A 20,472-nucleotide genomic window follows, 5' to 3' on the forward strand; every position below is an offset into this window, starting at 1 on the left:
TCGGTCTCCTGGACGAGTTCGAACATGTTCGGAACAACTACCCTCCGTGGCCCCGAACACGTTCCCCACATGGTACATGCGACACTGACGTTATCGATTCCCCGGCGGATCTGGATCGGAGCGCTCTCTCAGGACCATCCCAACTCGCGGATCCGCGTGCTCTCTGCGTTCCCGAAGGGCGAGGAGTCCGGCGTCGGACTGGTCGAGATTGACGGCCCGGACGTGCCAGCGGTCGTTCGCGCGATCGAGGACGAGGAGACCGTCACCGATCTGGCGGTACTCGGTCGGCACGACGACCAGGCACTCGTCCAGTTCGAAACGACTGACCCACTCTTGCTCTTTCCGATCGTCGGTTCCGGCATCCCACTGGAACTGCCCTTCGACATCCGCGACGGAGAGGCGCGCTGGGAACTGACGGCTTCCCAAGATCGACTCTCGGAACTCGGCGATCAACTGGAGACGCTGGGCATCTCCTTTACCGTCGAACAACTCCGCCAGCACGTCGAGCCCGAACAAGTCCTGTCCGAGCGACAGACGACACTGGTCAAAGCAGCCATCGAGAGAGGGTATTACGATACCCCGCGTGAGTGTACGCTCACCGCACTTGCCGACGCAATGGACATGGCCAAATCGACCTGTAGCGAGACGCTCCACCGCGCCGAAGAGAAGATCGTCAAGCAGTTCTTCGAGGACGAACCGACCGCGAGTGCCCGACGACGGATCTAGATCCGTTCTCCATCGAGACGATCGCGCAGTTCAGACAGAACCTCCTCGTGGATCTCGCCGTTCGTGGCGATCAGCGAGTCGCTGTCGTGTCGCCAGCGATCGCCCGCGAGATCGGTGACACGGCCGCCACCTGCCCGGACCATGTGCGCACCGGCGACGGTGTCCCAGGCGGTCATCCGGACGGTCGAGATCGCGGCGTCGAGTTCACCGCAGGCAACCAACGCCAGCGAAGTCTGGCCACTCCCGAGTCGACGGAGATCACCGAGTTCGTGATGGATGTAGCCGGTCACCGCGTCGTAGTCGTCCCGGTCACGCTGTTTGAGGCCGAAGATCGGCGCGGCGATCAGCGACGACGGGTCCGTCCGGTCGCTAACCCCACATTCGAGGCCGTTGCGTTCGACCCTGCCATCGCCAGCGGCGTAGGTATCGCCGATCGCCGGGAGCGCGGTCGCGGCGGCAACCGGATCACCGTCGACCGTCCGGGCGAGGCTGATGCCCCACAGACGGTTGTCCCGGACGAAGTTGTTCGTTCCGTCGATCGGGTCGATGATCCAGGCTGTGCCCGAGTCGGGTACCGTCTTGCGAGCGTCGTTCTCTTCGCCGACAATCGCGGCCGCCGGATCGCGCTCGCGCAGGGCTTCGACGATTCGATCCTGTGCCTCCTGATCGGCTTTCGACACTGGATCCATCCGATCGCGCTTGTAGTCGTTTGCGATGCCCTCCCGAAAGTACCGGCAGGCGACTTCGGCCCCGGATTCGGCGGCTTCGCGGGCGACCGCGAGCGATTCCTCGGCTGTCAGATCGTCAGTTCCGCCCACGTCGATCACTCAGTGTCGAATCGGAGGCCTGCAGGGCCTTAGGTGGCTGGGGTCGGTCCGAGATGAACGGATATCCCGTCAGGTGCACCCCACGGTGGCACTCTCAGAAGAGGATGAAAAAGGAAAACGAGAGCAGCGTGGCCATGCTGGGGCCGATAATCCAGAAAGACACGAACCGGACGACTGTTCCCGGATCGAACAACTGGGTGGCCGTCGAAATCTCTCCGGGATCCTCCTCGCCGATCGGTTGTGGGTCGGCAGGCGTCTCTGCAGCCAGTGTATCGACCGAGACGTTGGTCTTGGCTTCGCCAGTGACCAGTTCCGGAATGGTTGAGGTCCGCGTTGCTCGACCCCATCCGAGGCCGATGATCGTCATGATCGTCGCCATGGCGAGACTCATCGGAATCCCGATCCACGAGAGGAAGGTCGTGATCGTCGAGGCGACGACCATGACCACCATCGCGGCCAGCATCGGCAGATCCGTGATGTCGTTGCCGACCGACTCCATCGTCCGCCGGGCGATCGTGAACGCCCCGATTCCGATTGCGACTGTCCCGAGGGCGATCCCCACCTCCAAGTCCAGGCTCCCACCGCCGACCAGCGGCGCGACGGCGTTAGCGACGTTGCTCGCTCCCGCGCTGAATGACATGTAACAGGCGATGAGCAACACGAGAACCGTACTGTACAGTTCTCGGATCGTCGTTCCAGGGCCGAGTTGTGGGACGGGAATGATTGTCGACCACCGATACGTGAGCAACGGGCCCTCAGATTGCGGGATTGACACCCGCGAATCGAGATACGGGTAGATGTACCGGCCGATAAGACTTCCACACCAGAAGCCGACGATCGGTGCGATGAGCCACCAGACGACGATGCCACCCAGCGCCGCCCGATCGAGCGTGTTCGTCGCGAAGCCGTACCCGGAGATCGCCCCGACGGCGGTCATCGATGTCGAGACGGGCACGCCGTAGACGTTGGCGACGAGCATCCCCAACCCGATGAACGCGAGGACGACGATACTCGCCGTCAGCGAGAATTCCGGGACGAGATCACCGCCCAGCGTGTCGATGACGTTTCGCCCGAGGGTCCAGCCGCCGACGAAGACGAAGACCGTCATCAACCCTGCTGCGGCCGTCTTGTTGATGAGGCGCGCGCCGACTGCGGGGCCCCAGGCTACGCCGGTCGAGGAACCGCCGATATTGAACCCGACAAAGGTCGCAACGAGGACGCCAAGAAGCAAGAGTACGTCGAGCATACTGGACGGTTGACCCGGTGAATCGTATAAGTGGTGGTCTCTGGTTTCGGATCCCGGGCAGCGCACGTGTCAGTCTTTATCGTGTTGGGTGTCGTACATCCCAGCATGACCGAACGGGTACTTGTCGCAATGGACGACTCCGAGATGGCCGAACGGGCGCTCGAATATGCCCTGGAGCACTATCCGAGCGACGAGATCACGGTCTTTCATGTGGTGGGCGAACCGTCGCCGTGGATGGGCAAGGCGATGAGTCTCGCCATGGAAGGCGATCTGGAGGCAGCCAAAGAGAACCAGGCCAAAGCCGTCTTGGATCGAGCCAGGGGAATCGCTGCGGAGCACGATCGTGAGATCGAGACTGACGTTGGAATGGGAAGTCCTGCAAAGGCCATCATCAAGCGTTCGGAGGAGTTCGATCAGGTCGTCATCGGGACCCACGGCGGCTCGCTGGTCGATCGCATACTCGTCGGGAACGTCGCCGAGAAAGTGTTCCGGAACGCTCCCGTGCCCGTCACGACCGTCCGGTGATGGCTTGCGATCGCGACGAGTGATGAGTATTTTCACCGCTCGGGCGTATCCCGGCCTGTGAACGATAGACAGCGCTGGACCGCCGCGATCTTCGTGTTTGTCGTCGGGGACACCCTTGCCTTCCAGATGCGGGGGCCAGTGTTGCCCCGTGTCGCCGACGCGTTCGACATCGCCGAGCCTGTTCTTGGCCTGGTCGCACCGGCGGGGACCACGGCCTCCTGCTCGCTGTCCGAGTGATCGGGTTACTTGCTGGACATCTTCCGGTCTGGCAGACGATCCTGGGCGGTCTTGGAGTGGCGATCGTCGCGTTGCTATCGATGGCTACCGCACCGATCGACGTGCTCTTTCTCGGGTTGTTGCTGGTCCAGGGGACTGCGGACGGGGTCGTCCGCGCGCTGGACCGGCCGGCGTTGCGTCACCTCTATCCCACCCAGCGGGGGGCTGTTCAACCGTTATGCGATGGTCTGGACGGTCGGTGGCGCGAGCGCGCCGCTGCTGGCGAACGTGATCGTCGCTGTCGCCGACTGACTTCGAGTGTCTGGATTGCGGTCGTCGAGGGCGAACCTTGATGTATGTGTCCGTCCCACAGAAAATATGATCGAGTCCGTACTCGTCCCGGTCGACGGCTCGCCGCTTTCGGTGCGGGCGCTGTCCTTCGTCGCGAACGAGTTCCCGGACGCATCGGTGCATCTGCTGTATGCTCTCGATCACGTCGAGTCGAGCCACGACTTCGACTGGACGTCGTTGCCGGGCTACTGGGACGACGCCCCGGGGGAAGCAACAAACAGGGGCCAAGACATTCTCGCTGACGCTCGCGAGACAGCTGAAGAGGCCGGTCTCACGGTCGTTGGCGAGGAACTCGTCGTCGGTCGCCCGGCTTCGAGCATCGTCGAGTGCGCCGACGAGGAGTCGGTCGATCTCGTCGTGATGGGGAGCCACGGCCGCGAGGGGATCTCGCGGTTCATCCTCGGCAGTGTCGCCGAGCGGGTCCTCCGGCGCTCGTCGGTCCCGGTCACGATCGTTCGGTAATACGAACCGATCGACTGACTGCGATCGCACCGATCAGGACAGCGATCGGGCGGAGTTCCCGACCACGAGGAGGCTACTGGTCGCCATCGCGACTGCGGCCAGTAGCGGATTCAACAGTCCACTGACTGCGATCGGCAGCGCGATCGCATTGTAGAGGAACGCCCACGCGAGATTCTGCTTGATGCGGCGCCGTGTGCCGGTGAGTAGCGAGAACACCGACGGGACACGACCGAGGTCGTCGTCCGTGACGACGGCGTCGGCGGCATCGGCCGCGAGTTCGGTGCCGCTGGCCATGGCGATCCCCAGATCCGCCGCGGCCAGGGCCGGCGCGTCGTTGCTGCCGTCGCCCACCATCCCAACGGTTCCATTCGCCCCCAGTCGGCGGACCGTCTCGGCTTTCGCCTCCGGCGGGACACCCGCGAAGACCCGATCGACGTCCGGGTGCTCGCGAAAGCGGGCGGCTGCTCGCTCGCTGTCGCCCGTGATGACGACGACCCTGTGATCCGCAGCCAGAGCTTCGACGGTCCCGTCCCACTCGGGGCGCGGTTCGTCGCCTGCGACAGCAACGGTCTGGGCTTCCCCGTTCCTGCCGATCACCGCCGGGATCGATCCCCGCTCGCGAGCCGTCTCTGCTCGTTCCCACACTGCATTTGGGACCGCCCAGCCCTGTTCCTCAAACAGCGCGAGTGAGCCAACCAGCACGGGGTCGCCATCGACTGTGCCGCCCACCCCGCGGCCAGGATAGGTCTCGACGTCCGTCACCTCTGGTAGTGGTCCCTCGGCAGCCTCGACCAGGGCCTGGGCCATCGGGTGGTCAGCGAACTGCTCGACGGCCGCTGCCGATCGGAGCGGGTCCACGTCTGGCGTCTCCAGCAGCGTCAGTCGACCCGTCGTGAGTGTCCCCGTCTTGTCGAAAGCGACAACGTCCGCGGCCTCCGCTCGTTCGAAAGCTGCGCCACTCGTGACGACGATCCCACGTTCGAGGGCGGCACGGATCCCCGATGCCACCGCTAGTGGCGTCGCCAACCCGAGCGCACACGGACAGGAGACGATGAGGACGGCCAGCCCCGTCAGTAGTGCTGCCGTCGGGGGGGAACCGAGCGCCAGGTGGACGACGAAAGCCAGGATGGCGAGTACGAGCACCCCCGGGACGAACACCGCGGCGATCCGGTCGGCCAGCCGCTGGACGCCCGGCCGCGAACTTTGAATCGACCAGAGGTGATCCACCAACCGGTCGAGAGTGTTCGTGGCGTCTTCTGCGACCGCGACGACGAACCCGCCGTCGGTCACCAGCGATCCGCCGATCACTGCGTCGCCGGGTTCCTTGCGTTCGGGTAAGGACTCGCCGGTCACCAGCGACTCATCGACGGCGGCGCTTCCCTCGCGGACAGTACCGTCGACCGGAACGCGTTCGCCACTCTCGACGACGACTTCTTCACCCGCCTCCAGCGAATCGACGCTGACCGTCTCGGTCCCGTCGGCTGTCCGGCGGCGCGCCCGCTCGACCTGCTGGGCCGTCAGTTCGCCAAGACCGGCGGCGGCCCGGCGTTTGATGCGACTCTCGTAGTAGTTCCCCAGCGTCACGACCACGATCACGACGACGGTGATGTCGAAGTACAGCTCCGTCTGTCCGAGGACGAACGCCAGAGCGCTGTAGACGTAGGCGGTTGTCGCCGCAAGCGCCACAAGCAGGTCCATGTTGGGATGGCCGGCCCGCAGGCTGACGTACGCCCCGCGGAGGATCGGAAAGCCAGTATAGCCCAGGACGATCGTCGCCATGATCCAGACGTTTGCCAGCAGGTACGCACCGGCCGGTCCCGCGGGATCGAGCAGAACGAACTCCTCCAGCCCGAGATATGCAGGATAGAGGAAGAGGAGGTACCAGACCATCGTCATCATGCCGAAGAACCCACCGACAAGTAGCCGTCCTTGCTGGATCGTTTCCGTGTCGCGATCACCCTGCTCGCGTTCACTCGCGCGATAGCCCAGCCCCGAGATCGTCTCGGCGATCGAGGCCGCGTCGGTCCGTTCCTCGTCGTAAACGACTTTGACGGTGTTCGAAGGGTAACTGGCCTCCCCAGCGGCGACGCCCTCGATCTCGACCGCCTGGGACTCGACGAACACCTCACAGGTCCCACAGTGCATCCCTTCGACAGAGAGGTAAGCTGTCTCCCCGTCGACGGCGTTCGCGTCGCCTGTCTCGATGGCTTCGCTGGCTGTCTCGGCGTCTACGTCCTCGACGTCTTCCAGCGTGCGCGCGACTTCGAGACAGCCCCGGCAGCAGAACGTTCCGTCGACGGCCTCGCCGGTCACCGGCGGGTCGGGCGTCGGCAGGTCACAGAGGGTGCAGGTTTCGGACATGCTCACGAGAGAGTGGGCGACATCGGTAGCGGGAGATGGGGAACAGCGAGACCGAACAGCGTGAGTCCGCGGGCGAGCGGGATGGTCCCGAGGACGACGAAGGCCACGCCCAGCGCGCGGTGGAGGCGCTTTCGCGTCCCCGTCGAAAGTGACTGGAACGCGGTCCCGTAGGCGAACAGCGCCGGGATAGTTCCTAACCCCAGCGCGCCGAGTGCAAGCGCGCCCCTGAGTGTCGATCCAGTCGTAAGCGCGTAGAGGTACGCAGGGTACAACAGCGGACAGGGCAGCAGCCCGTGAACGGCTCCGAGCGCGACGATTCCGGGACCGTCCGCGAGGCGATCGACACGTTCCGCGAGGACGGCCGTCACCCGTTCGAAGGCCGGGCCGACGATCGGGAGCGAACCGCTGGCTGGGCTCGTCCCGGATCGGACGTATTCCAGGCCGACGAAGACGATCGCCGCGCCCACGAGCACGCCCGTCGTCGCCCGCAACTGGGTGGCCAGCGGGGCGACGCCAGCGACCCCCGACGCGAGCGCGCCGACGGTCCCGAGCAGGCCACCGATCGCGGCGTAACTACCGGCGCGTCCGAGATTGAACAGCCCGTGCTGGCGGAGTTCGTGGAAGCTCGGGCCGCGATCCGTCTGGCCAGTCATCCGGTCGCCGTACAGCATTACCAGTGGGCCACACATCCCCAGGCAGTGGGCCCCGCCGAAGAACCCGACGGCGAAGAGGACGGCCAGCGTCGGATCAGTCAGCGCGCCGGCCATGCCTGGTGCAGAGAGGATAGCTCGGGTGAGCGCATACTCGAACGAAGTGAGCCCCCGCTCACTGACCGGCCACTCACGCCGACGGCTCGCCCCCGTTTGGTCTGACGATGCCGAACAGCAGCGACAGTGATCCGGCGATCACGAGCACGCTGACCAGCGATAATACCGCCAGCATCGAACGACCCTGGACGAACGCCGCGACCGGGACGAGCGCAAGCAGCGCGATCAGGGGATAGACACGAACGTCGAGTTCCATGGGCGGGCGTTCGGGTTCGAGTGCTTAAAACCCAACCCCTCATTTCATGGGATTACAAGAGAAGGCTGGTTTTATACGGTAGAGGGGAAAGCTATCGCGCATGGTGCGCGACCACCCCTCGCAGGTGGGGCCGCCGACGGCGCCCGTTTCGGTGCGCGACGGACGAACCAGGCGCGCTTTCGGGTGCCGATCGGATCACGAGTATCGGGAGGTGACAGCCCCATGAGCAGCGATGCCGGGGCCGAGACAACACGGCGTGGATTCCTCCGCGGGGCTGCTGGAACGGCAGTCGGCACAGCCTGTGTGGCTGGTGCCGGCACGGCCGCCGGACAGAACGGCGTGGACTTCGGCGGTTGGTTCTCGGACGTCTCGAACTTCGATGGGATCGTTGACCGGCGCGGACAGGACGAAGTCACTGTCAAAGTCGGAGTCGAAGGCAACGGAAGCAACTGGGCGTTCGGGCCGGCCGCCGTCCGGGTCGACCCCGGGACGACGGTCGTCTTCGAGTGGACCGGTCAAGGGAACGCCCACAACGTCGTCGCCGACGACGACTCCTACAGATCGGGAGACCCCGTCGTCGAGGCGGGGACGACGTTCGAGCATACCTTCGAAGAGACGGGGATCTCGAAGTACTACTGCAATCCACACCTCGCGGTCGGCATGAAAGGGGCGATCGTCGTCGGAGATATGGGCGCTGGATCCGACGCTGGCGGTGGTGGCTCGGGTGGCATCAGTCTCACCCGAGAGGCCTGGCTCCTCGTCGGGAGCTTCGGCCTGGCGCTGGTGTCGCCGCTGATTTTCGGGGCATTCCTGCGGTACCGGCGTGGCGACGGTCCGACCGGCCCGAGCGAGGCGACTCGCGAACAGCTGCAGCGGGTCGACGAAGTCGAACAGGGGCCACCCCGGGCCGAAGAAGCGCCAGTCGAGGGCCCCGAGACGGCGATCGAACACGACGAGTACGATCCGTTCGGGACGCTCTCGCTCGTCCTCGGCTACCTCGTGTTGGTCGTGTTGCTGTGGGTGTTCATGTACTTCGTGGAGTTCCTCGGGCGGGGCCCGACGGTGATCGGCTAGGAGGGATCAGATATGGAGATACATCGCTTCGAGAAAGTCTGGATCGCGATCGCGCTGGTGTTGATCGTCGGATTCATCGCGACGATCGCCTACGGCGCGCTAGGACCGGGTGTGAAAATGGTCGACGCCTCCGGCGGCACGATTGAGGCCAGCGAGGTCGCCACGAGCGAGTCAGGTACTGCATTCGACGACCCCGGTGTCCGCCAGACCGGTCCCAACGAGTACGACATCTACGTCGTCGCCCGGCAGTTCCAGTTCTCCCCGGGGACGAGCCAGCCGATCGAGATACCCGCCGGGAGCACCGTGACGTTCTACGTCACGAGCGCGGATGTCACGCACGGGTTCAACATCGCCGGTACGAACGTCAACACGATGGTCATTCCCGGACAGGTCTCGGAGATGACCGTCGAGTTCGACGAATCTGCCTCTTATGGTATCGTCTGTCACGAGTACTGCGGCGGCGGCCATCACACGATGGAGGGGACGCTCGAAGTCGTCCCACAGTCCGAATACGACGGCCCGGAGGGATCCTGATATGGCATACGTCGACGACTACCCCGACGCGGCGAAAGTAGTGCGCGCGAACTTCGGCGTCGCGTTCGCGGCGCTGTCGATCGGCGGCCTGTTCGGCCTGATACAGGCCGCCCACCGGACGGGCTTTTTCCGCGGGCTGATCAGCTCGACCGACTACTACACCGTCCTCACCGGCCATGGCGTGTTGCTGGCGCTGGTGTTTACGACCTTCTTCATCACTGGACTGTTCACCTGGGGCGTCACGAACAGTCTGGAACGATCGCTGCCCAACCCCAGACTGACGTGGTCGTGGTTCCTCGTCATGCTCATCGGGACGGTCCTGGCGGCTGTTTCAATCCTGGGCGGGTTCGTCCCGGAACTCCCGCTCAGCGCCGACGTCCTGTTCACGTTCTATCCGCCCTTGCAGGCCAGTCCGGTCTTCTATATCGGTGTCACACTGTTGATCGTCGGCTCCTGGATCGCTGGCTTTGATTGGTTCCGCCAGTACTGGCGCTGGCGTAAGGACAACGGGGACGAGCGGATCCCGCTCCAGACGTTCATGGTCCTGACGACGATGATCATGTGGTACGTTTCGACGGTCGGCGTCGCCGTCGAGGTCCTCGTTTTCCTGATTCCGTGGTCGCTGGGGCTGATCAGCGAAGTCGATCCATTGCTGACCCGGACGCTGTTCTGGTACTTCGGCCACCCCGTCGTGTACTTCTGGCTGATGCCGGCCTACTTCGTCTGGTACACGATCCTGCCGAAACTCGCCGGCGGGCGCCTCCTCAGCGACACACTCGCCCGGATCGTCTTCGTGCTGTTCGTCATCCTCTCGACGCCGGTGGGATTCCACCACCAGTACGTCGACCCCGGCATCCCCGAAGGCTTCAAGTTCATTGCGATGACGAATACGATGTTCCTGCTCCTTCCGAGCTTACTGACAGCGTTCACCGTCGTGGCGAGCATGGAACACGGTGCTCGCCAGCGCGGCGGGAAAGGCTACGTCAGCTGGCTGTGGAAGCTCCCGTGGGACAACCCGGCCTTCGCGGGCTGTGCGCTGGCTGGGATCATGTTCGCCGCCGGCGGGTTCTCCGGAATGATCAACGCCGGGATGAACATCAACTACCTCATCCACAACACGCTGTGGGTCCCAGGACACTTCCACCTCACCGTCGGCACTGCGGCGGCACTGACGTTCATGGCCGTCTCCTACTGGCTCGTCCCACAGATCACGGGCAAGCGCCTCCAGCACCGCACCCTGGCGACCGTCCAGCCCTACGTCTGGTTCATCGGCATGACGCTGATGTCAAACGCCATGCACCGGGCGGGGCTGGCGGGTGTTCCTCGGCGGACGGCCGAACCCGAATATAACGTCGTCGACGCGACGTTCCCGAACGTGGTTGGCGGGATGGGCGAGATGCAACTCCAGATCGTGCTCGGCGGGACGATCCTCTTTGTCGCCCTCAGCATGTTTATGACGGTCATGATCGGGACGTGGCTCGCCGAACGCGGCCGGGGGACCCTCGAGGTCAACAGCCACCTCCCGCCGGCGTTGTCGGGCCCCGAGAGTTCACCGCGGGTGCTGGACAACCTCAAGCTGTGGGCAGCGATCGCAATCGTGCTCATCCTGATCGCCTACGGCCCGCCGCTTGCCGGCATGCTCGGCGACGGCGTGCTCTCCCCCGGTAGCCCGGGCTTCCCCGTCTGACCGTCGTCTCAGACACTCCAAACCGATGAATCGAACGACACTCGCGAAGGTGTTGCTCGTCGTCGCGATAGCCATTCCTGTCATCATCGAAGGGATAACGTTCTTCGGCCTGTTCGGCCAGCACTTCGGCAGCGCCAACGACGCGGCTACTCCGACGCCCGACGCGCTCGGCGTCGGCGAGGACTTGCTGTCCGGCGTCGAGGGGAGTGAAGCGGCCGCAACGATCGAGTCGGGTTCGATCCAGGCATCCGACGACGGCTGGCTGTTCACTGTCAGTATCAACGTGGCCAATCACGGGAACAGTCCGACACGGGTCACGTTCGGGCCGGTGACGACCGGCGAAGGGACAGTCCTGGAACAGACGGTGACCAGCGATCGCCTCTCGAAAAACGGGACGGATTCAGTCGTCGCCCAGTGGACTCTCCCGTCAGGGGAAACACCCCGGTCCATAGAGGTGGCGTTGCGGGGCGAGGACAGGGCGGCGATCGAGCAGACGGTACGCATCGGCGGATTCGCCGTCCAGCAGGACTAACTCCCCCTCCTGCGTTACCGGACCGAAGTCGAGAGCAATGTCTCACTGTACGGCCAACACGGTATCGTCGACGGCGTCTTCGAGGAGCGAACGGACACGATCGACACCCGGCCGCGACTCGGCGACGTTCTCCAGCAGGACGGTCTCGCTCGGGAACAGCCGCTCGCCGACGACCAAGCCGTGATCGCGGGCGGTCGAGCCACTCACCGTGAGATACACTCCAAGACCCGTCTCGGCGATGGCGGCCTCCTCTGACTGCTCGCGGTCGGGATGGCGAAACTCGATCCCATCGGTGGCACGCGTGCCGAGAACCGCCTCGACCAGTCGTTCGTACCGCGGCGAGAGACAGAGCCCACCCTCGTAGGCCGCGGCTGCGGAACGATCGAGGTCCCCTGTTAGGGACCGAGCGACAGCTGGCGTCGCCAGCAGCGTGTGATAGACGGTGTCACCGAGACCCATGGAGACGCGAACATCGGTGTCGCGGGGATCGATCCGTTCGTTGAGCGCCGTGACCGCCGTGAGCGGCTCCGGCTCTAGCTGGACAACTTCTTCGAGGACGAGGTCGGCGCTGTCGAACCCAAGTGCGAATTCGTGTTTGCGCAGCGCTCGGAACGGCTCTTCCCGGCCGATCAACTGGATATCCACGGTGTCGGTCGGGAGCATGACGCTGTCGAAGACGATCCGTCGCGGCATCGACTCCCGATCGTCCCGCAACAGCGAAAATTCCGGGGCAGTCGGGTCCGACGCATCGCTGTATTCGGCCAGTCGGTCGTAGACAGCCGTCTCGGAGGTCTGCTCGCCCTTGGCGATGGCCTTCTCGTAGCGCAGGGTCGAAATGATATCGTCGGCGAGAGCGGTCATCCCCGTTCTGGCCGCGATCCGTTCCAGCACGGCTTCGAGGGGTCTGCCCTTCCGCGGGACGGCGATCCGCACGGTCGTCATTACGCAAGCGTACGCGGGAGCTGGTAAAACAGACGTGGTTTCGAGCGACGGACTCCGCGGTGGCCAGCTTCGGACTCTACTCAGCGCCGCCGATGACCGAGGAGAGTTGTTCGCGCCACTCCTCTAGGTCTTCGATATCACCGCGGATGTCCTCTAGACGTTCGTCCAGATCGCCGGTATCGCCGACCTGCTCTTTGACCTCTTCGATCTCGCTTTCCAGATCGGATAGCGCTGCCTCGACATCCCCAACTGTCTCCTCGTTGTCCTCAACGGTGTTCCGAACCGAGGTCATGTCCCCACGGACTTCGTCGAGTTCACTGTCGACTGTCTGTAACTCGCCCTCGAAGTCCTCGAGGCGTGCCTGGAACTCCTCGATGAGTTCCTCTCCCTGCCCGTTCTCGTCGAGGAACTCCTCTATGGCGGTTGTATAGGCCGAGAGGTCGGCGACCTCGTTTTGAAGGTGCTGGATCCTGGCGTCGACGGCCCCCTCGTCCGTCTCCGAGCCACCGAGGTCGAGTTCCTCTTCCAGCACCGAGAGCGTCGCGTCGTCGACGTGGTCCTGGCGGATCTCCGCGGCGAGAGTCTTGGCGACGGCACCGGGCTGGACCCCATCGACGGTTGGTTCGGCACCGTCGTTGCTGGCACTCGATCCGCCACGGTCCTCGTCGGGTTCGTTCGGATCCGTGAGATTCAGCGTCTCGATCTCTTCGTCGTCTGTCTCTTCGAGTCCGGGGACGCTGTCACTTTCGCCCGCGATGACGTCACGCACGACGTCACTGTTGGCGTCCTCGACCAGATCGTCGTCGTCCTCCAGTGGCGGATCGACAGACTCTATGGTCGGCTCCGTCAGGAATTTCTCGACGTCATCGGTCCCGGTCGCGCGGATACCGTAGACGGTCGTGTACTCCGAGTCAGGGTCGATTTCGCGCTCGAAAATAATCGTTTGCCCGTCGATGGTCCAGTACTCGCTGCCGTATTCCGGATGAAAGCCCAGGTCCTCGACAGCCACCTCTTCAGGGACGCTGTCGGTTAGCGTGATCGTCACCGACTCCGTCCGGGCCGACTGGATATTGAATGCGATCGCCGGCACCGGGAACTCGTCTGCTTCGAACCGCTTGACTACGGTCACCCCATCCAAGGAAACGTTCACCGACTCGTAGGTCTGCGTGTTGCTCATGAACATACGTCGGTCGACCAATCGTATTAAAGTTACTTCTGCCGCGAGGTGACGATTGGTCTATAAGTCGATGCGGTCACCGATCTCGACGATATCGAGTCGCTTGGGATAGGGGAACGACCGGACGTGATCGTACAGCGCCGTCGGATCTGCGGTCATTCCTTTCCATATGTCCCAGTGGCTCGGCAACAGGGCATCCAGTCGGAGTTCGTTTGCGGCTTCGACAATCTCGTTCTCGTCGCTGTACCAGCGTGTCCGCGTCGGCTTCTCCCCGATCGTCTCGGGGACCATGCCAACGCTGCCGAACGCAAGCACGCCGAGGTCGATGTCGTAGCGCTCCCCGATCGTCTCGAACGCTCCGGGTCGAGCATCCCCGCCGTGGAAGAACGTCCCCACCTCGTGTTCGATGGCGTACGAGACAGGCTCCTCGGCGTCCGGGTCGTTCGCTGGTTCGACGTGCACCGTGAACCCACCGATTTCGACGGTGTCACCGACTTCGACGGGCGAGAGCTGTTCGTCACTCACGTCCCAGTTGTCTGTCCACGCTTCCGCCTCGGTCACAGCCAGGCTCGCCCTCGGCGCGTGAAAGCTCGCTCCTGTCCCGGAGAGGATGGGTGCCTGGCTCGGGCCGTGGACGTGATCGACGTGTTCGTGCGTCGCGAGGATCGCGTCAGCGGTGCACACGTCTGACGGTTCGAACGGCACCGGGAGCATCCGGACCGTTCGTGGGGGATCGCCCGTCCCGAGGTAGGGATCGATGAACAGTGTCGTCCCCGCGTAATCCTTGAGGACGAAGCCGTTACAGCCGAGATACCAGATCGCGACGCCGTCGGGTGAGGCCTTCGCCACTGCCTCGGGGAGCCACTGGCCCCAGTCGGAGCTGACCATACTCAGAGTGGTGATCCGAAACGGGCTAAACGTTACGGGGTAGCGAAGGGCCAGCCCAGCCTAGTGCTGACAGCAACCGCCAGCTTTCTCACCGAAGTCGACGGCCAGCTCCGCCGAGATCGCCGAATCGACCCGGCCGAGACGCCGCTCGAGGGCACTCTGGGCCTGCAGATACTCCTCCATTACTGGCAGGGACTGCAGTTCCTCGTGGGCGGCCTCGAGTTCTCGGCGATCGAGTTCGCTGGCCTCGCCACGCTCTCTGGCACGCTGGAACTCCTCGCGCTTGCGCTCGAAGGTCGCGATGTGTTCCTGGACTTCCTCATCGGCCTCGACGGCGGCCTTTGCTTCACGGAAGGCCTCGTGTTCCGGCAGGTCGGCGATCGCCTCGCCCAACTCGCTTGCGAGTCGATCGACCGTCTCGATCGCTGTCTCGCCGTTGTCAGTATCGACGCTCATAGTCGTCCCTCGAGGACGACGAGTAAAACCGGTCGGAAGGGAGCAGGTTCGGCCGGTTGTAGGGTGTCGCACTTGGGAACCTACCGCTCCTCGACCGGTGTCCACTCCCGATCGTGTTCACCGACGAACGCGCTTCGCGGGCGGATCAGGCGGTTGTCCTCGAGCTGTTCGAGGCAGTGAGCACTCCAGCCGGCGACCCGCGAGATGGCGAACGTCGGCGTGAACAGCTCCGGCGGGATCCCAACACCGGAGAGCAACACGGCAGTGTAGAACTCGACGTTCGTCTCGAGATCGAGGTCAGGTCGGTGCTCGGCCAGGAGCTCGGTTGCGATGTCTTCGATCTCTTTTGCCGCCGCGAAGAAATCGTCTTCTCCCTCGTAAAACGCGGCCGCGGCGTCCTCGAGGACCGCGGCGCGGGGGTCGCGCGCGCCGTAGACCCGGTGACCAAAGCCCATCAGCCGCTCGCCCGCCGCCAGACGCGCTTCGAGATCGGCACGCGGGTCTGGGGCGGCCTCGAGGTCTTCGAGCATCTCCAGCACCAGATCGGGCGCGCCGCCGTGGAGGTCGCCCCGCAGCGCGCCGATCGCGCCGGTGATCGCCGAGACGAGTTCCGACTCCGTCGAGACGATCGTTCGCGCGGTGAACGTCGAGGCGTTGAGCCCGTGATCGACAACCGCGGTAAGGTACGTCTCCAATCCCTCGACCTGGGCGTCGGTCGGTTCCTCACCGGTCAGCATGTAGAGGTAGTTCGCAGCGTGCCCGAGATCGAGGCGCGGTTCGAGCGGTTCCTCGCCCGACAGCACCCGCCAGTATGTCGCCGTGATCGTCGGCAACCGGGCGATCAATCGCAAGGCGTCAGCCTCGGGATCGTTGGGCTCGACAGCCGTCGCCGTCGCCGCCCCCATTCGCAGGGCAGCCATCGGCCCTGCACCGCGCTGGGCGGCCGCCACGACAGCGTCCTTACATGGCTCCGGCAGCGTCCGGTAAGAGCAGAGTCGATCCTCGAGCGATTCCAGTTCTTCGGCGTCTGGCAACCGATCGTACAGCAAGAGGTGGACCGTTTCGGGGTAGGTCGCGTTCGCCGCGAGTTTCCCGACGGGATAGCCCGCGATCCACAGTTGTCCCGCCTCGCCGTCGATATCGCTCAGCCGCGTCTCCGTCACCGTCACGTCCGCCAGCCCCTCGTAAACCTCGTCGTCAGTCATCGAGACGTGCTATTGGCTCGGGGGGTAAAACTGTAGGCGACTCGGAAGCGACCTCTCGGGGTCGGGGAAGTTCTCACCCGCTTTCGAGCCGAGACGATCAGGGTTCGGCCGCGCCCCTGAACAGAGACTTGAGCTTGGCCACGATCCCGCCGCTGTTTTCCTTTTCGTCCTCGCTACCTTCGGCTCCGGCGGTCGTGGTTGTCTCATCCGTCTCACCGACTTCGTCGCCCGCTGGTGGTTCGTGTTCGACCGCCGACTCCTCGTCGGCCGTCTCGGTCGTCCCGGACGCCGTTTCCGCCCCGCCGCCCCCTTTCTCGACGGCTTGCCGGATCAGTCCTTCTGCGTCGTTGATACCGTCTTTGACGGGCGATTTGACGAGTGGTTTGCCCTCGAAACGGTCCCGGCTGACGGCGGTGTCGGCCGCGATGATGACGGCGTCGGCGTCGGCGACGTCATCGTCGGTCAGTTCGTTCTCGGCACCCATCGCGCCCTGGATTTCGACTTTGATCTCGTGACCGAGTTCCTCGGCGGCCTGTTCGAGGCCCTCGGCGGCCATCTGGCTGTGTGCGATACCTGTCGGACATGACGTGACTGCGACGAGTTTCATTGTGTATCACTCAGTATCTCGATCACTTCTGCCTTCGTGGTTGCGGAGAGCGCCCGCTGTGCCACCTGGCGTGCCGCCTCGTCGTCAGTCGCCTCGACGTTCGCCTTCACGTCGGGGATCGTGACGGCGCTCATGCTCAGCTCGTCGAGCCCGAGCCCGACAAGCAGCTCCGTCACGTCGGGATTGCCAGCCATCTCGCCGCACATCCCGATCCAGGCGTCGCTCGCGTGGGCGGCCTCGACGCTGCGATCGATCGCCCGAAGGACGGCCGGGTGGCGTGGATCGTGGAGGTGGGCCACTTCGTCGTTCTCGCGGGAAGCGGCCATGACGTACTGCGTGAGGTCGTTGGTGCCGATCGAGAAGAAATCCAATCTTTCGGCCATCTCCGGCCCCAGCAACACCGCTGCGGGCGTCTCGATCATCACGCCCAGTTCCGGGCGTCCGTGGGTGACGCCTTCGTCGTCGAGGACATCGCCAACTTCTTCGACGACCGCCAGCGCTGACTCGATCTCCTCGACGGTCGCGACCAGCGGGAACATGACGCTGAGCGTCCCCTCGCCCGCAGCTTCAGCACGCAACAACGCCCGAAGCTGCGTCCGAAAGAGCTCATCGTCGAAAGACAACGACCGGCGAATCCCCCGGACGCCAAGGAACGGATTGTCTTCCTCCGGTTGTTCGAGATACGGTATCGGTTTGTCGCCGCCGACATCGAGCGTCCTGACGACGACCCGACCATCGGGGAACGCATCGAGGGCCTCGACGTAGGTTTCGAACTGTTCGTCCTCGTCAGGTGGAGACTCCCGGTCGAGGAAGAGGAACTCAGAGCGGAACAGGCCGATCCCGTCGGCCCCCTGGGCTGTCGCGCCATCCAGTTCCGAAAGCGTCCCGAGATTGGCGGCGACTTCGATCCCCGTCCCGTCCTCGGTCGCCACTGGTTCGGTCCGGATCTCTACGTCCCGGCCGCCGCTGGCGCGCTCGCGGGTCGATTCGTCGGGATCGAGGACAACGATCCCTTCGGTCCCGTCGACGACGACTTCGGCCCCGGCGTCGATCTCGAACAGCGGATCGCCGATCCCGACTATTGCCGGGATGCCGATCGATCGGGCGAAGATCGCCGCGTGGGAGGTCCGTCCGCCCTTCGCCATGGCGAAACCGGCGACCCGATCGGGATCGAGTTTCGCCGTGTCGCTGGGCGTGAGCATTTCCGCGAGGACGACTGTGTCCTCCGGCACGGCGGCGAGATCGACAGTCTCGGCGTCCGAGAGGAGGCGAAGTAACCGGTCACGGATGTCTCGGAGGTCGTCGGTCCGCTCGGCCATTTTCCCGCCTGCCGCGGCGAGTGTCTCGATCGCGTCACCGAACCCTTTCTCGACGGCGTGTTCAGCCGGCAACCCGTCGTCGATCGCGTCCTCAACGCTTCCCACGATCTGGGGGTCCTCGAGGAACTGGACGTGCGCGTCGAGTATCTCCGCCTCGGACTCCCCAACGGTCTCGGCGGCGCGGTCGCGCTCGGCCTGGAGTTGATCGTGGGCCTCCGCGCGGGCGTCCTCGAAGCGATCGCGCTCCCCACCGGCGTCGACCATGGCAGGGTCCGGAGGCTCGGGCAACTCGATTGACTGGTCGTACCACTGAACCGTTCCGATACCCGAGAGGGGGGTGACGCCAGTGCCCTCGAACCTGCGTTCACTCATCGTCGAACTCGTCCTCCGGAGTCGAAAGTACGTCTTCCAGTGCGTCCAGAGCCGCCGCTGCGTCCTCGCCGTTGGCGTAGAGGACGAGATTGTCGCCACCTTTCGCGCCTATGCTCGTCACGCCGAGCATACTCCGAGCGTCGACCGGGTCTTCGTCGGGTGGGCCGATCTGGAGATCGCACTCGTACTCGTTGGCGGTCTCGACGAATACCGCGGCTGGACGCGCGTGCAACCCTTCCTCCGGGACGACTGTGACAGTTCGTTCCATTGTTTGTTGTATGTTATTGTGTATCTTACTTAAGTTAGTGTGTCGACAATGATGTCTTTGACAGCTGCCCTGGAGTCGGCAGTACGGAGATCCTCGCGGACCGCATCATGCATGAGCGCCCGCGAGAGCGAGCTTAGGATGCCGAGGTGTGCCTCGCCACCCTCAGCGGGGACCAGCAACAGAAACAGCAACTTCGCGGGCTCGTCGTCCATCGAATCGAAGTCGATTCCCTCCGTCGAGCGAGTGAATGCGACGGTCGGCTCAGTCACGGCGTCGGTCTTGGCGTGGGGAATACCGATCCCCTTGCCGACGCCGGTCGTCGATTGTCGTTCGCGTTCGAGCGCCGCCTCGAGGGCCGCCTCGCGGTCGGTGACCCGGCCTGCCTCGACGGCGATGTCGAGCAAGTACTCGATGGCGTCAGTCTTGTTCGCTGGCGGTTCTTCAAGGACGATTAGGTCCTCTGTGATAACGTGGTCGATAGTAGCTTCGTCCATTGTGTTTGAACGTATCTGCGGTCGCTCAGTCGGCCGCCTGTGCGCCTGTTGCCTCGGGGTCGTGTTCGGGTTTCACCAGTGTCACGAGCGCCGCCGTGACCAGCGATCCAACCACGATGCTTGCGAGGAACATCAGCGGCTGGTTCGACAGCAGCACGACGAAGATGCCGCCGTGCGGGGCCGGCATCGTGACGCCCAATTGCATCGACATGGCGCCGGCGACGGCACTGCCTGCCATCAGACTCGGGATGACCCGGAACGGGTCGGCGGCCGCGTAGGGGATCGCCCCCTCGGTGATGAACGAAAACCCGAGAACGATACTGCTCTTTGCCTGTTCGTACATCTCGTCGGCGTACTTCCGCCGGGCGATGAAGTTCGAGACCGCCATCCCGATCGGCGGGGTCATCCCACCGATCATCACGGCGGCCATGGGTTCGGTGATCTGTTGGGAGACGAGCCCAACGGCGAAGAGGTACGCCACCTTGTTGACAGGCCCACCCATGTCGAAAGCCATCATCCCACCCATAATCGCGCCGAGGAGCAGCGCTGCCGCTCCGCCGCCACGCATGCTCTCTAAGAGCGCGTTGAGTTCGCCGTTGGCAATTGCGACGGGCACCCCAATGACGAACAGCACGATCGGCAACAGCACCGCCGTCGTCGCCACGGGGATGATCAACACTGGCATCATCGGCTGGATGAAGTTGGGAACGTCGCGTTGCTTGAACCAGCGGGCAACGTACCCCGCGAGCACCCCGACGACGAGGGCGCCGAGGTACCCGGCGGCCGGGTTCTGCCCCGTCGGTAGGCCCAGCACGTTCGCCGACTCCTGGACGACGGCTGTCTGCTGGACGATCCACGAGAGCAAAAAGCCCGGCGCAAGTCCGGGTCGATCCGCAATGGCGTAGGCGATGTACGCCCCCAGGATCGGGACCATGATCGTCAGCCCCGCGCTCCCCATCTGCCCGAGGAACCACGCGATCGACCCCTGTGCGCTCTCCTGGAACATGTCTTCGACGGTCGTCGAGGAGAACGGTCCCGCCGCCCAAGCGAACCCGAGCGCCAAGAAAATCCCGCCGATCGTGACGAACGGGATCATGTACGAGACGCCCGTCATCACGTCTTCCTTTAGACTCACGAGGCGCTTCCTGAGTTCCGAATCGGCGCTCTCTTCAGTTGCCAT

24 protein-coding genes are annotated in these 20,472 nt (G+C 64.3%); 9 read left to right on the forward strand and 15 right to left on the reverse strand.

The genetic code is table 11. The features are described 5' to 3' along the window. The first annotated feature begins 69 nt into the window (after positions 1-69). Entirely contained in the window at positions 70-726 is a 657-nt protein-coding gene (locus BN2694_RS02120; RefSeq protein WP_135665383.1) for a helix-turn-helix domain-containing protein, read from the forward strand. Here BN2694_RS02120 and BN2694_RS02125 read toward each other — a convergent pair. Both BN2694_RS02125 and BN2694_RS02130 read right to left on the reverse strand, forming a co-directional pair. After that, a complete protein-coding gene (locus BN2694_RS02125; RefSeq protein WP_135662169.1) occupies positions 723-1,544 on the reverse strand; it encodes an inositol monophosphatase family protein in 822 nt (273 codons plus the stop codon). The two genes, BN2694_RS02120 and BN2694_RS02125, sit on opposite strands and share 4 nt — an antisense overlap. Before the next feature lie 103 nt (positions 1,545-1,647). Beyond that, complete coding sequence (locus BN2694_RS02130; RefSeq protein WP_135662171.1) at positions 1,648-2,799, reverse strand: inorganic phosphate transporter; 1,152 nt, start codon at positions 2,797-2,799, stop codon at positions 1,648-1,650. Positions 2,800-2,904: 105 nt separating this feature from the next. Between BN2694_RS02130 and BN2694_RS02135 the strand changes: the two genes are divergently transcribed. The 4 genes from BN2694_RS02135 to BN2694_RS02145 all read left to right on the forward strand — a co-directional run bounded on the left by BN2694_RS02135 (position 2,905) and on the right by BN2694_RS02145 (position 4,353). Beyond that, a complete protein-coding gene (locus BN2694_RS02135) occupies positions 2,905-3,324 on the forward strand; it encodes a universal stress protein (RefSeq protein WP_135662173.1) in 420 nt (139 codons plus the stop codon). A gap of 57 nt (positions 3,325-3,381) precedes the next feature. Next, complete coding sequence (locus BN2694_RS17525) at positions 3,382-3,561, forward strand: hypothetical protein (protein ID WP_244605332.1); 180 nt, start codon at positions 3,382-3,384, stop codon at positions 3,559-3,561. 80 nt (positions 3,562-3,641) lie between these two features. Beyond that, complete coding sequence (locus tag BN2694_RS17530; protein ID WP_244605333.1) at positions 3,642-3,893, forward strand: hypothetical protein; 252 nt, start codon at positions 3,642-3,644, stop codon at positions 3,891-3,893. 25 nt (positions 3,894-3,918) lie between these two features. Further along, positions 3,919-4,353, forward strand: coding sequence for a universal stress protein (locus BN2694_RS02145; protein ID WP_135662175.1), 435 nt, complete (start codon positions 3,919-3,921; stop codon positions 4,351-4,353). A gap of 33 nt (positions 4,354-4,386) precedes the next feature. On the opposite strand, the gene BN2694_RS02150 is transcribed toward BN2694_RS02145, so the two are convergent. The 3 genes from BN2694_RS02150 to BN2694_RS02160 form a co-directional block, all read right to left on the reverse strand. After that, positions 4,387-6,714 carry a heavy metal translocating P-type ATPase gene (locus tag BN2694_RS02150; protein ID WP_135662177.1) on the reverse strand — a complete coding sequence of 776 codons (2,328 nt, stop codon included), beginning with the start codon at positions 6,712-6,714 and terminating at the stop codon, positions 4,387-4,389. 2 nt (positions 6,715-6,716) lie between these two features. Continuing rightward, positions 6,717-7,481, reverse strand: coding sequence for a sulfite exporter TauE/SafE family protein (locus tag BN2694_RS02155; RefSeq protein ID WP_135662179.1), 765 nt, complete (start codon positions 7,479-7,481; stop codon positions 6,717-6,719). 73 nt (positions 7,482-7,554) lie between these two features. Then, entirely contained in the window at positions 7,555-7,737 is a 183-nt protein-coding gene (locus BN2694_RS02160; protein ID WP_135662181.1) for a hypothetical protein, read from the reverse strand. A gap of 222 nt (positions 7,738-7,959) precedes the next feature. Here BN2694_RS02160 and BN2694_RS02165 point away from each other — a divergent pair, with 222 nt between their 5' ends. The 4 genes from BN2694_RS02165 to BN2694_RS02180 are packed head-to-tail and all read left to right on the forward strand — an operon-like array spanning position 7,960 to position 11,564. Beyond that, complete coding sequence (locus BN2694_RS02165) at positions 7,960-8,811, forward strand: halocyanin domain-containing protein (protein ID WP_135662183.1); 852 nt, start codon at positions 7,960-7,962, stop codon at positions 8,809-8,811. Between the two features lie 12 nt (positions 8,812-8,823). Next, a complete protein-coding gene (locus BN2694_RS02170; RefSeq protein WP_135662185.1) occupies positions 8,824-9,345 on the forward strand; it encodes a cytochrome c oxidase subunit II in 522 nt (173 codons plus the stop codon). Position 9,346: 1 nt separating this feature from the next. Next, complete coding sequence (locus BN2694_RS02175) at positions 9,347-11,032, forward strand: b(o/a)3-type cytochrome-c oxidase subunit 1 (RefSeq protein ID WP_135662187.1); 1,686 nt, start codon at positions 9,347-9,349, stop codon at positions 11,030-11,032. Between the two features lie 25 nt (positions 11,033-11,057). Next, positions 11,058-11,564: a hypothetical protein gene (locus tag BN2694_RS02180; protein WP_135662189.1), complete on the forward strand. Its 507-nt coding sequence runs from the start codon at positions 11,058-11,060 to the stop codon at positions 11,562-11,564. A gap of 42 nt (positions 11,565-11,606) precedes the next feature. Here BN2694_RS02180 and BN2694_RS02185 read toward each other — a convergent pair whose 3' ends face one another. The 10 genes from BN2694_RS02185 to BN2694_RS02230 form a co-directional block, all read right to left on the reverse strand. Continuing rightward, a complete protein-coding gene (locus tag BN2694_RS02185; protein WP_135662191.1) occupies positions 11,607-12,506 on the reverse strand; it encodes a hypothetical protein in 900 nt (299 codons plus the stop codon). A 76-nt stretch (positions 12,507-12,582) separates the two neighbouring features. Then, complete coding sequence (locus BN2694_RS02190; protein WP_135662193.1) at positions 12,583-13,683, reverse strand: hypothetical protein; 1,101 nt, start codon at positions 13,681-13,683, stop codon at positions 12,583-12,585. 60 nt (positions 13,684-13,743) lie between these two features. Continuing rightward, on the reverse strand, positions 13,744-14,571 hold the full coding sequence (locus BN2694_RS02195) for an MBL fold metallo-hydrolase (RefSeq protein ID WP_135662195.1): 828 nt from the start codon (positions 14,569-14,571) through the stop codon (positions 13,744-13,746). Positions 14,572-14,631: 60 nt separating this feature from the next. Beyond that, entirely contained in the window at positions 14,632-15,027 is a 396-nt protein-coding gene (locus BN2694_RS02200) for a YlbF family regulator (RefSeq protein ID WP_135662197.1), read from the reverse strand. A gap of 80 nt (positions 15,028-15,107) precedes the next feature. Then, positions 15,108-16,232 carry a citrate/2-methylcitrate synthase gene (locus BN2694_RS02205; protein ID WP_135662199.1) on the reverse strand — a complete coding sequence of 375 codons (1,125 nt, stop codon included), beginning with the start codon at positions 16,230-16,232 and terminating at the stop codon, positions 15,108-15,110. Between the two features lie 97 nt (positions 16,233-16,329). Continuing rightward, the gene (locus tag BN2694_RS02210; protein ID WP_135662201.1) at positions 16,330-16,839 is read right to left on the reverse strand and encodes a PTS fructose transporter subunit IIB; all 510 of its coding nucleotides are present in this window, start codon (positions 16,837-16,839) and stop codon (positions 16,330-16,332) included. After that, positions 16,836-18,530, reverse strand: a complete 1,695-nt coding sequence (gene ptsP, locus BN2694_RS02215; protein WP_135662203.1) for a phosphoenolpyruvate--protein phosphotransferase — start codon at positions 18,528-18,530, stop codon at positions 16,836-16,838. The genes BN2694_RS02210 and ptsP overlap by 4 nt, the downstream gene beginning before the upstream one ends. Next, a complete protein-coding gene (locus tag BN2694_RS02220) occupies positions 18,523-18,798 on the reverse strand; it encodes an HPr family phosphocarrier protein (protein WP_135662205.1) in 276 nt (91 codons plus the stop codon). The genes ptsP and BN2694_RS02220 overlap by 8 nt, the downstream gene beginning before the upstream one ends. Before the next feature lie 29 nt (positions 18,799-18,827). Next, a complete protein-coding gene (locus tag BN2694_RS02225) occupies positions 18,828-19,292 on the reverse strand; it encodes a PTS sugar transporter subunit IIA (RefSeq protein ID WP_135662207.1) in 465 nt (154 codons plus the stop codon). A 25-nt stretch (positions 19,293-19,317) separates the two neighbouring features. Continuing rightward, positions 19,318-20,472, reverse strand: a complete 1,155-nt coding sequence (locus BN2694_RS02230) for a PTS fructose transporter subunit IIC (RefSeq protein ID WP_135662209.1) — start codon at positions 20,470-20,472, stop codon at positions 19,318-19,320.

The sequence above is a fragment of the Halorhabdus rudnickae genome (assembly GCF_900880625.1).
GTDB classification, from domain to species: domain Archaea; phylum Halobacteriota; class Halobacteria; order Halobacteriales; family Haloarculaceae; genus Halorhabdus; species Halorhabdus rudnickae.

Excerpts from the sequence above, each read along its gene's own strand:
- BN2694_RS02120 (WP_135665383.1), top strand. The coding sequence starts at position 70 with ATGGTACATGCGACACTGACGTTATCGATTCCCCGGCGGATCTGGATC.
- BN2694_RS02130 (WP_135662171.1), bottom strand. The coding sequence starts at position 2,799 with ATGCTCGACGTACTCTTGCTTCTTGGCGTCCTCGTTGCGACCTTTGTC.
- BN2694_RS02135 (WP_135662173.1), top strand. The coding sequence starts at position 2,905 with ATGACCGAACGGGTACTTGTCGCAATGGACGACTCCGAGATGGCCGAA.
- BN2694_RS17530 (WP_244605333.1), top strand. The coding sequence starts at position 3,642 with ATGGCTACCGCACCGATCGACGTGCTCTTTCTCGGGTTGTTGCTGGTC.
- BN2694_RS02145 (WP_135662175.1), top strand. The coding sequence starts at position 3,919 with ATGATCGAGTCCGTACTCGTCCCGGTCGACGGCTCGCCGCTTTCGGTG.
- BN2694_RS02150 (WP_135662177.1), bottom strand. The coding sequence starts at position 6,714 with ATGTCCGAAACCTGCACCCTCTGTGACCTGCCGACGCCCGACCCGCCG.
- BN2694_RS02155 (WP_135662179.1), bottom strand. The coding sequence starts at position 7,481 with ATGGCCGGCGCGCTGACTGATCCGACGCTGGCCGTCCTCTTCGCCGTC.
- BN2694_RS02160 (WP_135662181.1), bottom strand. The coding sequence starts at position 7,737 with ATGGAACTCGACGTTCGTGTCTATCCCCTGATCGCGCTGCTTGCGCTC.
- BN2694_RS02165 (WP_135662183.1), top strand. The coding sequence starts at position 7,960 with ATGAGCAGCGATGCCGGGGCCGAGACAACACGGCGTGGATTCCTCCGC.
- BN2694_RS02170 (WP_135662185.1), top strand. The coding sequence starts at position 8,824 with ATGGAGATACATCGCTTCGAGAAAGTCTGGATCGCGATCGCGCTGGTG.
- BN2694_RS02175 (WP_135662187.1), top strand. The coding sequence starts at position 9,347 with ATGGCATACGTCGACGACTACCCCGACGCGGCGAAAGTAGTGCGCGCG.
- BN2694_RS02180 (WP_135662189.1), top strand. The coding sequence starts at position 11,058 with ATGAATCGAACGACACTCGCGAAGGTGTTGCTCGTCGTCGCGATAGCC.
- BN2694_RS02185 (WP_135662191.1), bottom strand. The coding sequence starts at position 12,506 with ATGACGACCGTGCGGATCGCCGTCCCGCGGAAGGGCAGACCCCTCGAA.
- BN2694_RS02190 (WP_135662193.1), bottom strand. The coding sequence starts at position 13,683 with ATGAGCAACACGCAGACCTACGAGTCGGTGAACGTTTCCTTGGATGGG.
- BN2694_RS02195 (WP_135662195.1), bottom strand. The coding sequence starts at position 14,571 with ATGGTCAGCTCCGACTGGGGCCAGTGGCTCCCCGAGGCAGTGGCGAAG.
- BN2694_RS02200 (WP_135662197.1), bottom strand. The coding sequence starts at position 15,027 with ATGAGCGTCGATACTGACAACGGCGAGACAGCGATCGAGACGGTCGAT.
- BN2694_RS02205 (WP_135662199.1), bottom strand. The coding sequence starts at position 16,232 with ATGACTGACGACGAGGTTTACGAGGGGCTGGCGGACGTGACGGTGACG.
- BN2694_RS02210 (WP_135662201.1), bottom strand. The coding sequence starts at position 16,839 with ATGAAACTCGTCGCAGTCACGTCATGTCCGACAGGTATCGCACACAGC.
- ptsP (WP_135662203.1), bottom strand. The coding sequence starts at position 18,530 with ATGAGTGAACGCAGGTTCGAGGGCACTGGCGTCACCCCCCTCTCGGGT.
- BN2694_RS02220 (WP_135662205.1), bottom strand. The coding sequence starts at position 18,798 with ATGGAACGAACTGTCACAGTCGTCCCGGAGGAAGGGTTGCACGCGCGT.
- BN2694_RS02225 (WP_135662207.1), bottom strand. The coding sequence starts at position 19,292 with ATGGACGAAGCTACTATCGACCACGTTATCACAGAGGACCTAATCGTC.
- BN2694_RS02230 (WP_135662209.1), bottom strand. The coding sequence starts at position 20,472 with ATGGCAACTGAAGAGAGCGCCGATTCGGAACTCAGGAAGCGCCTCGTG.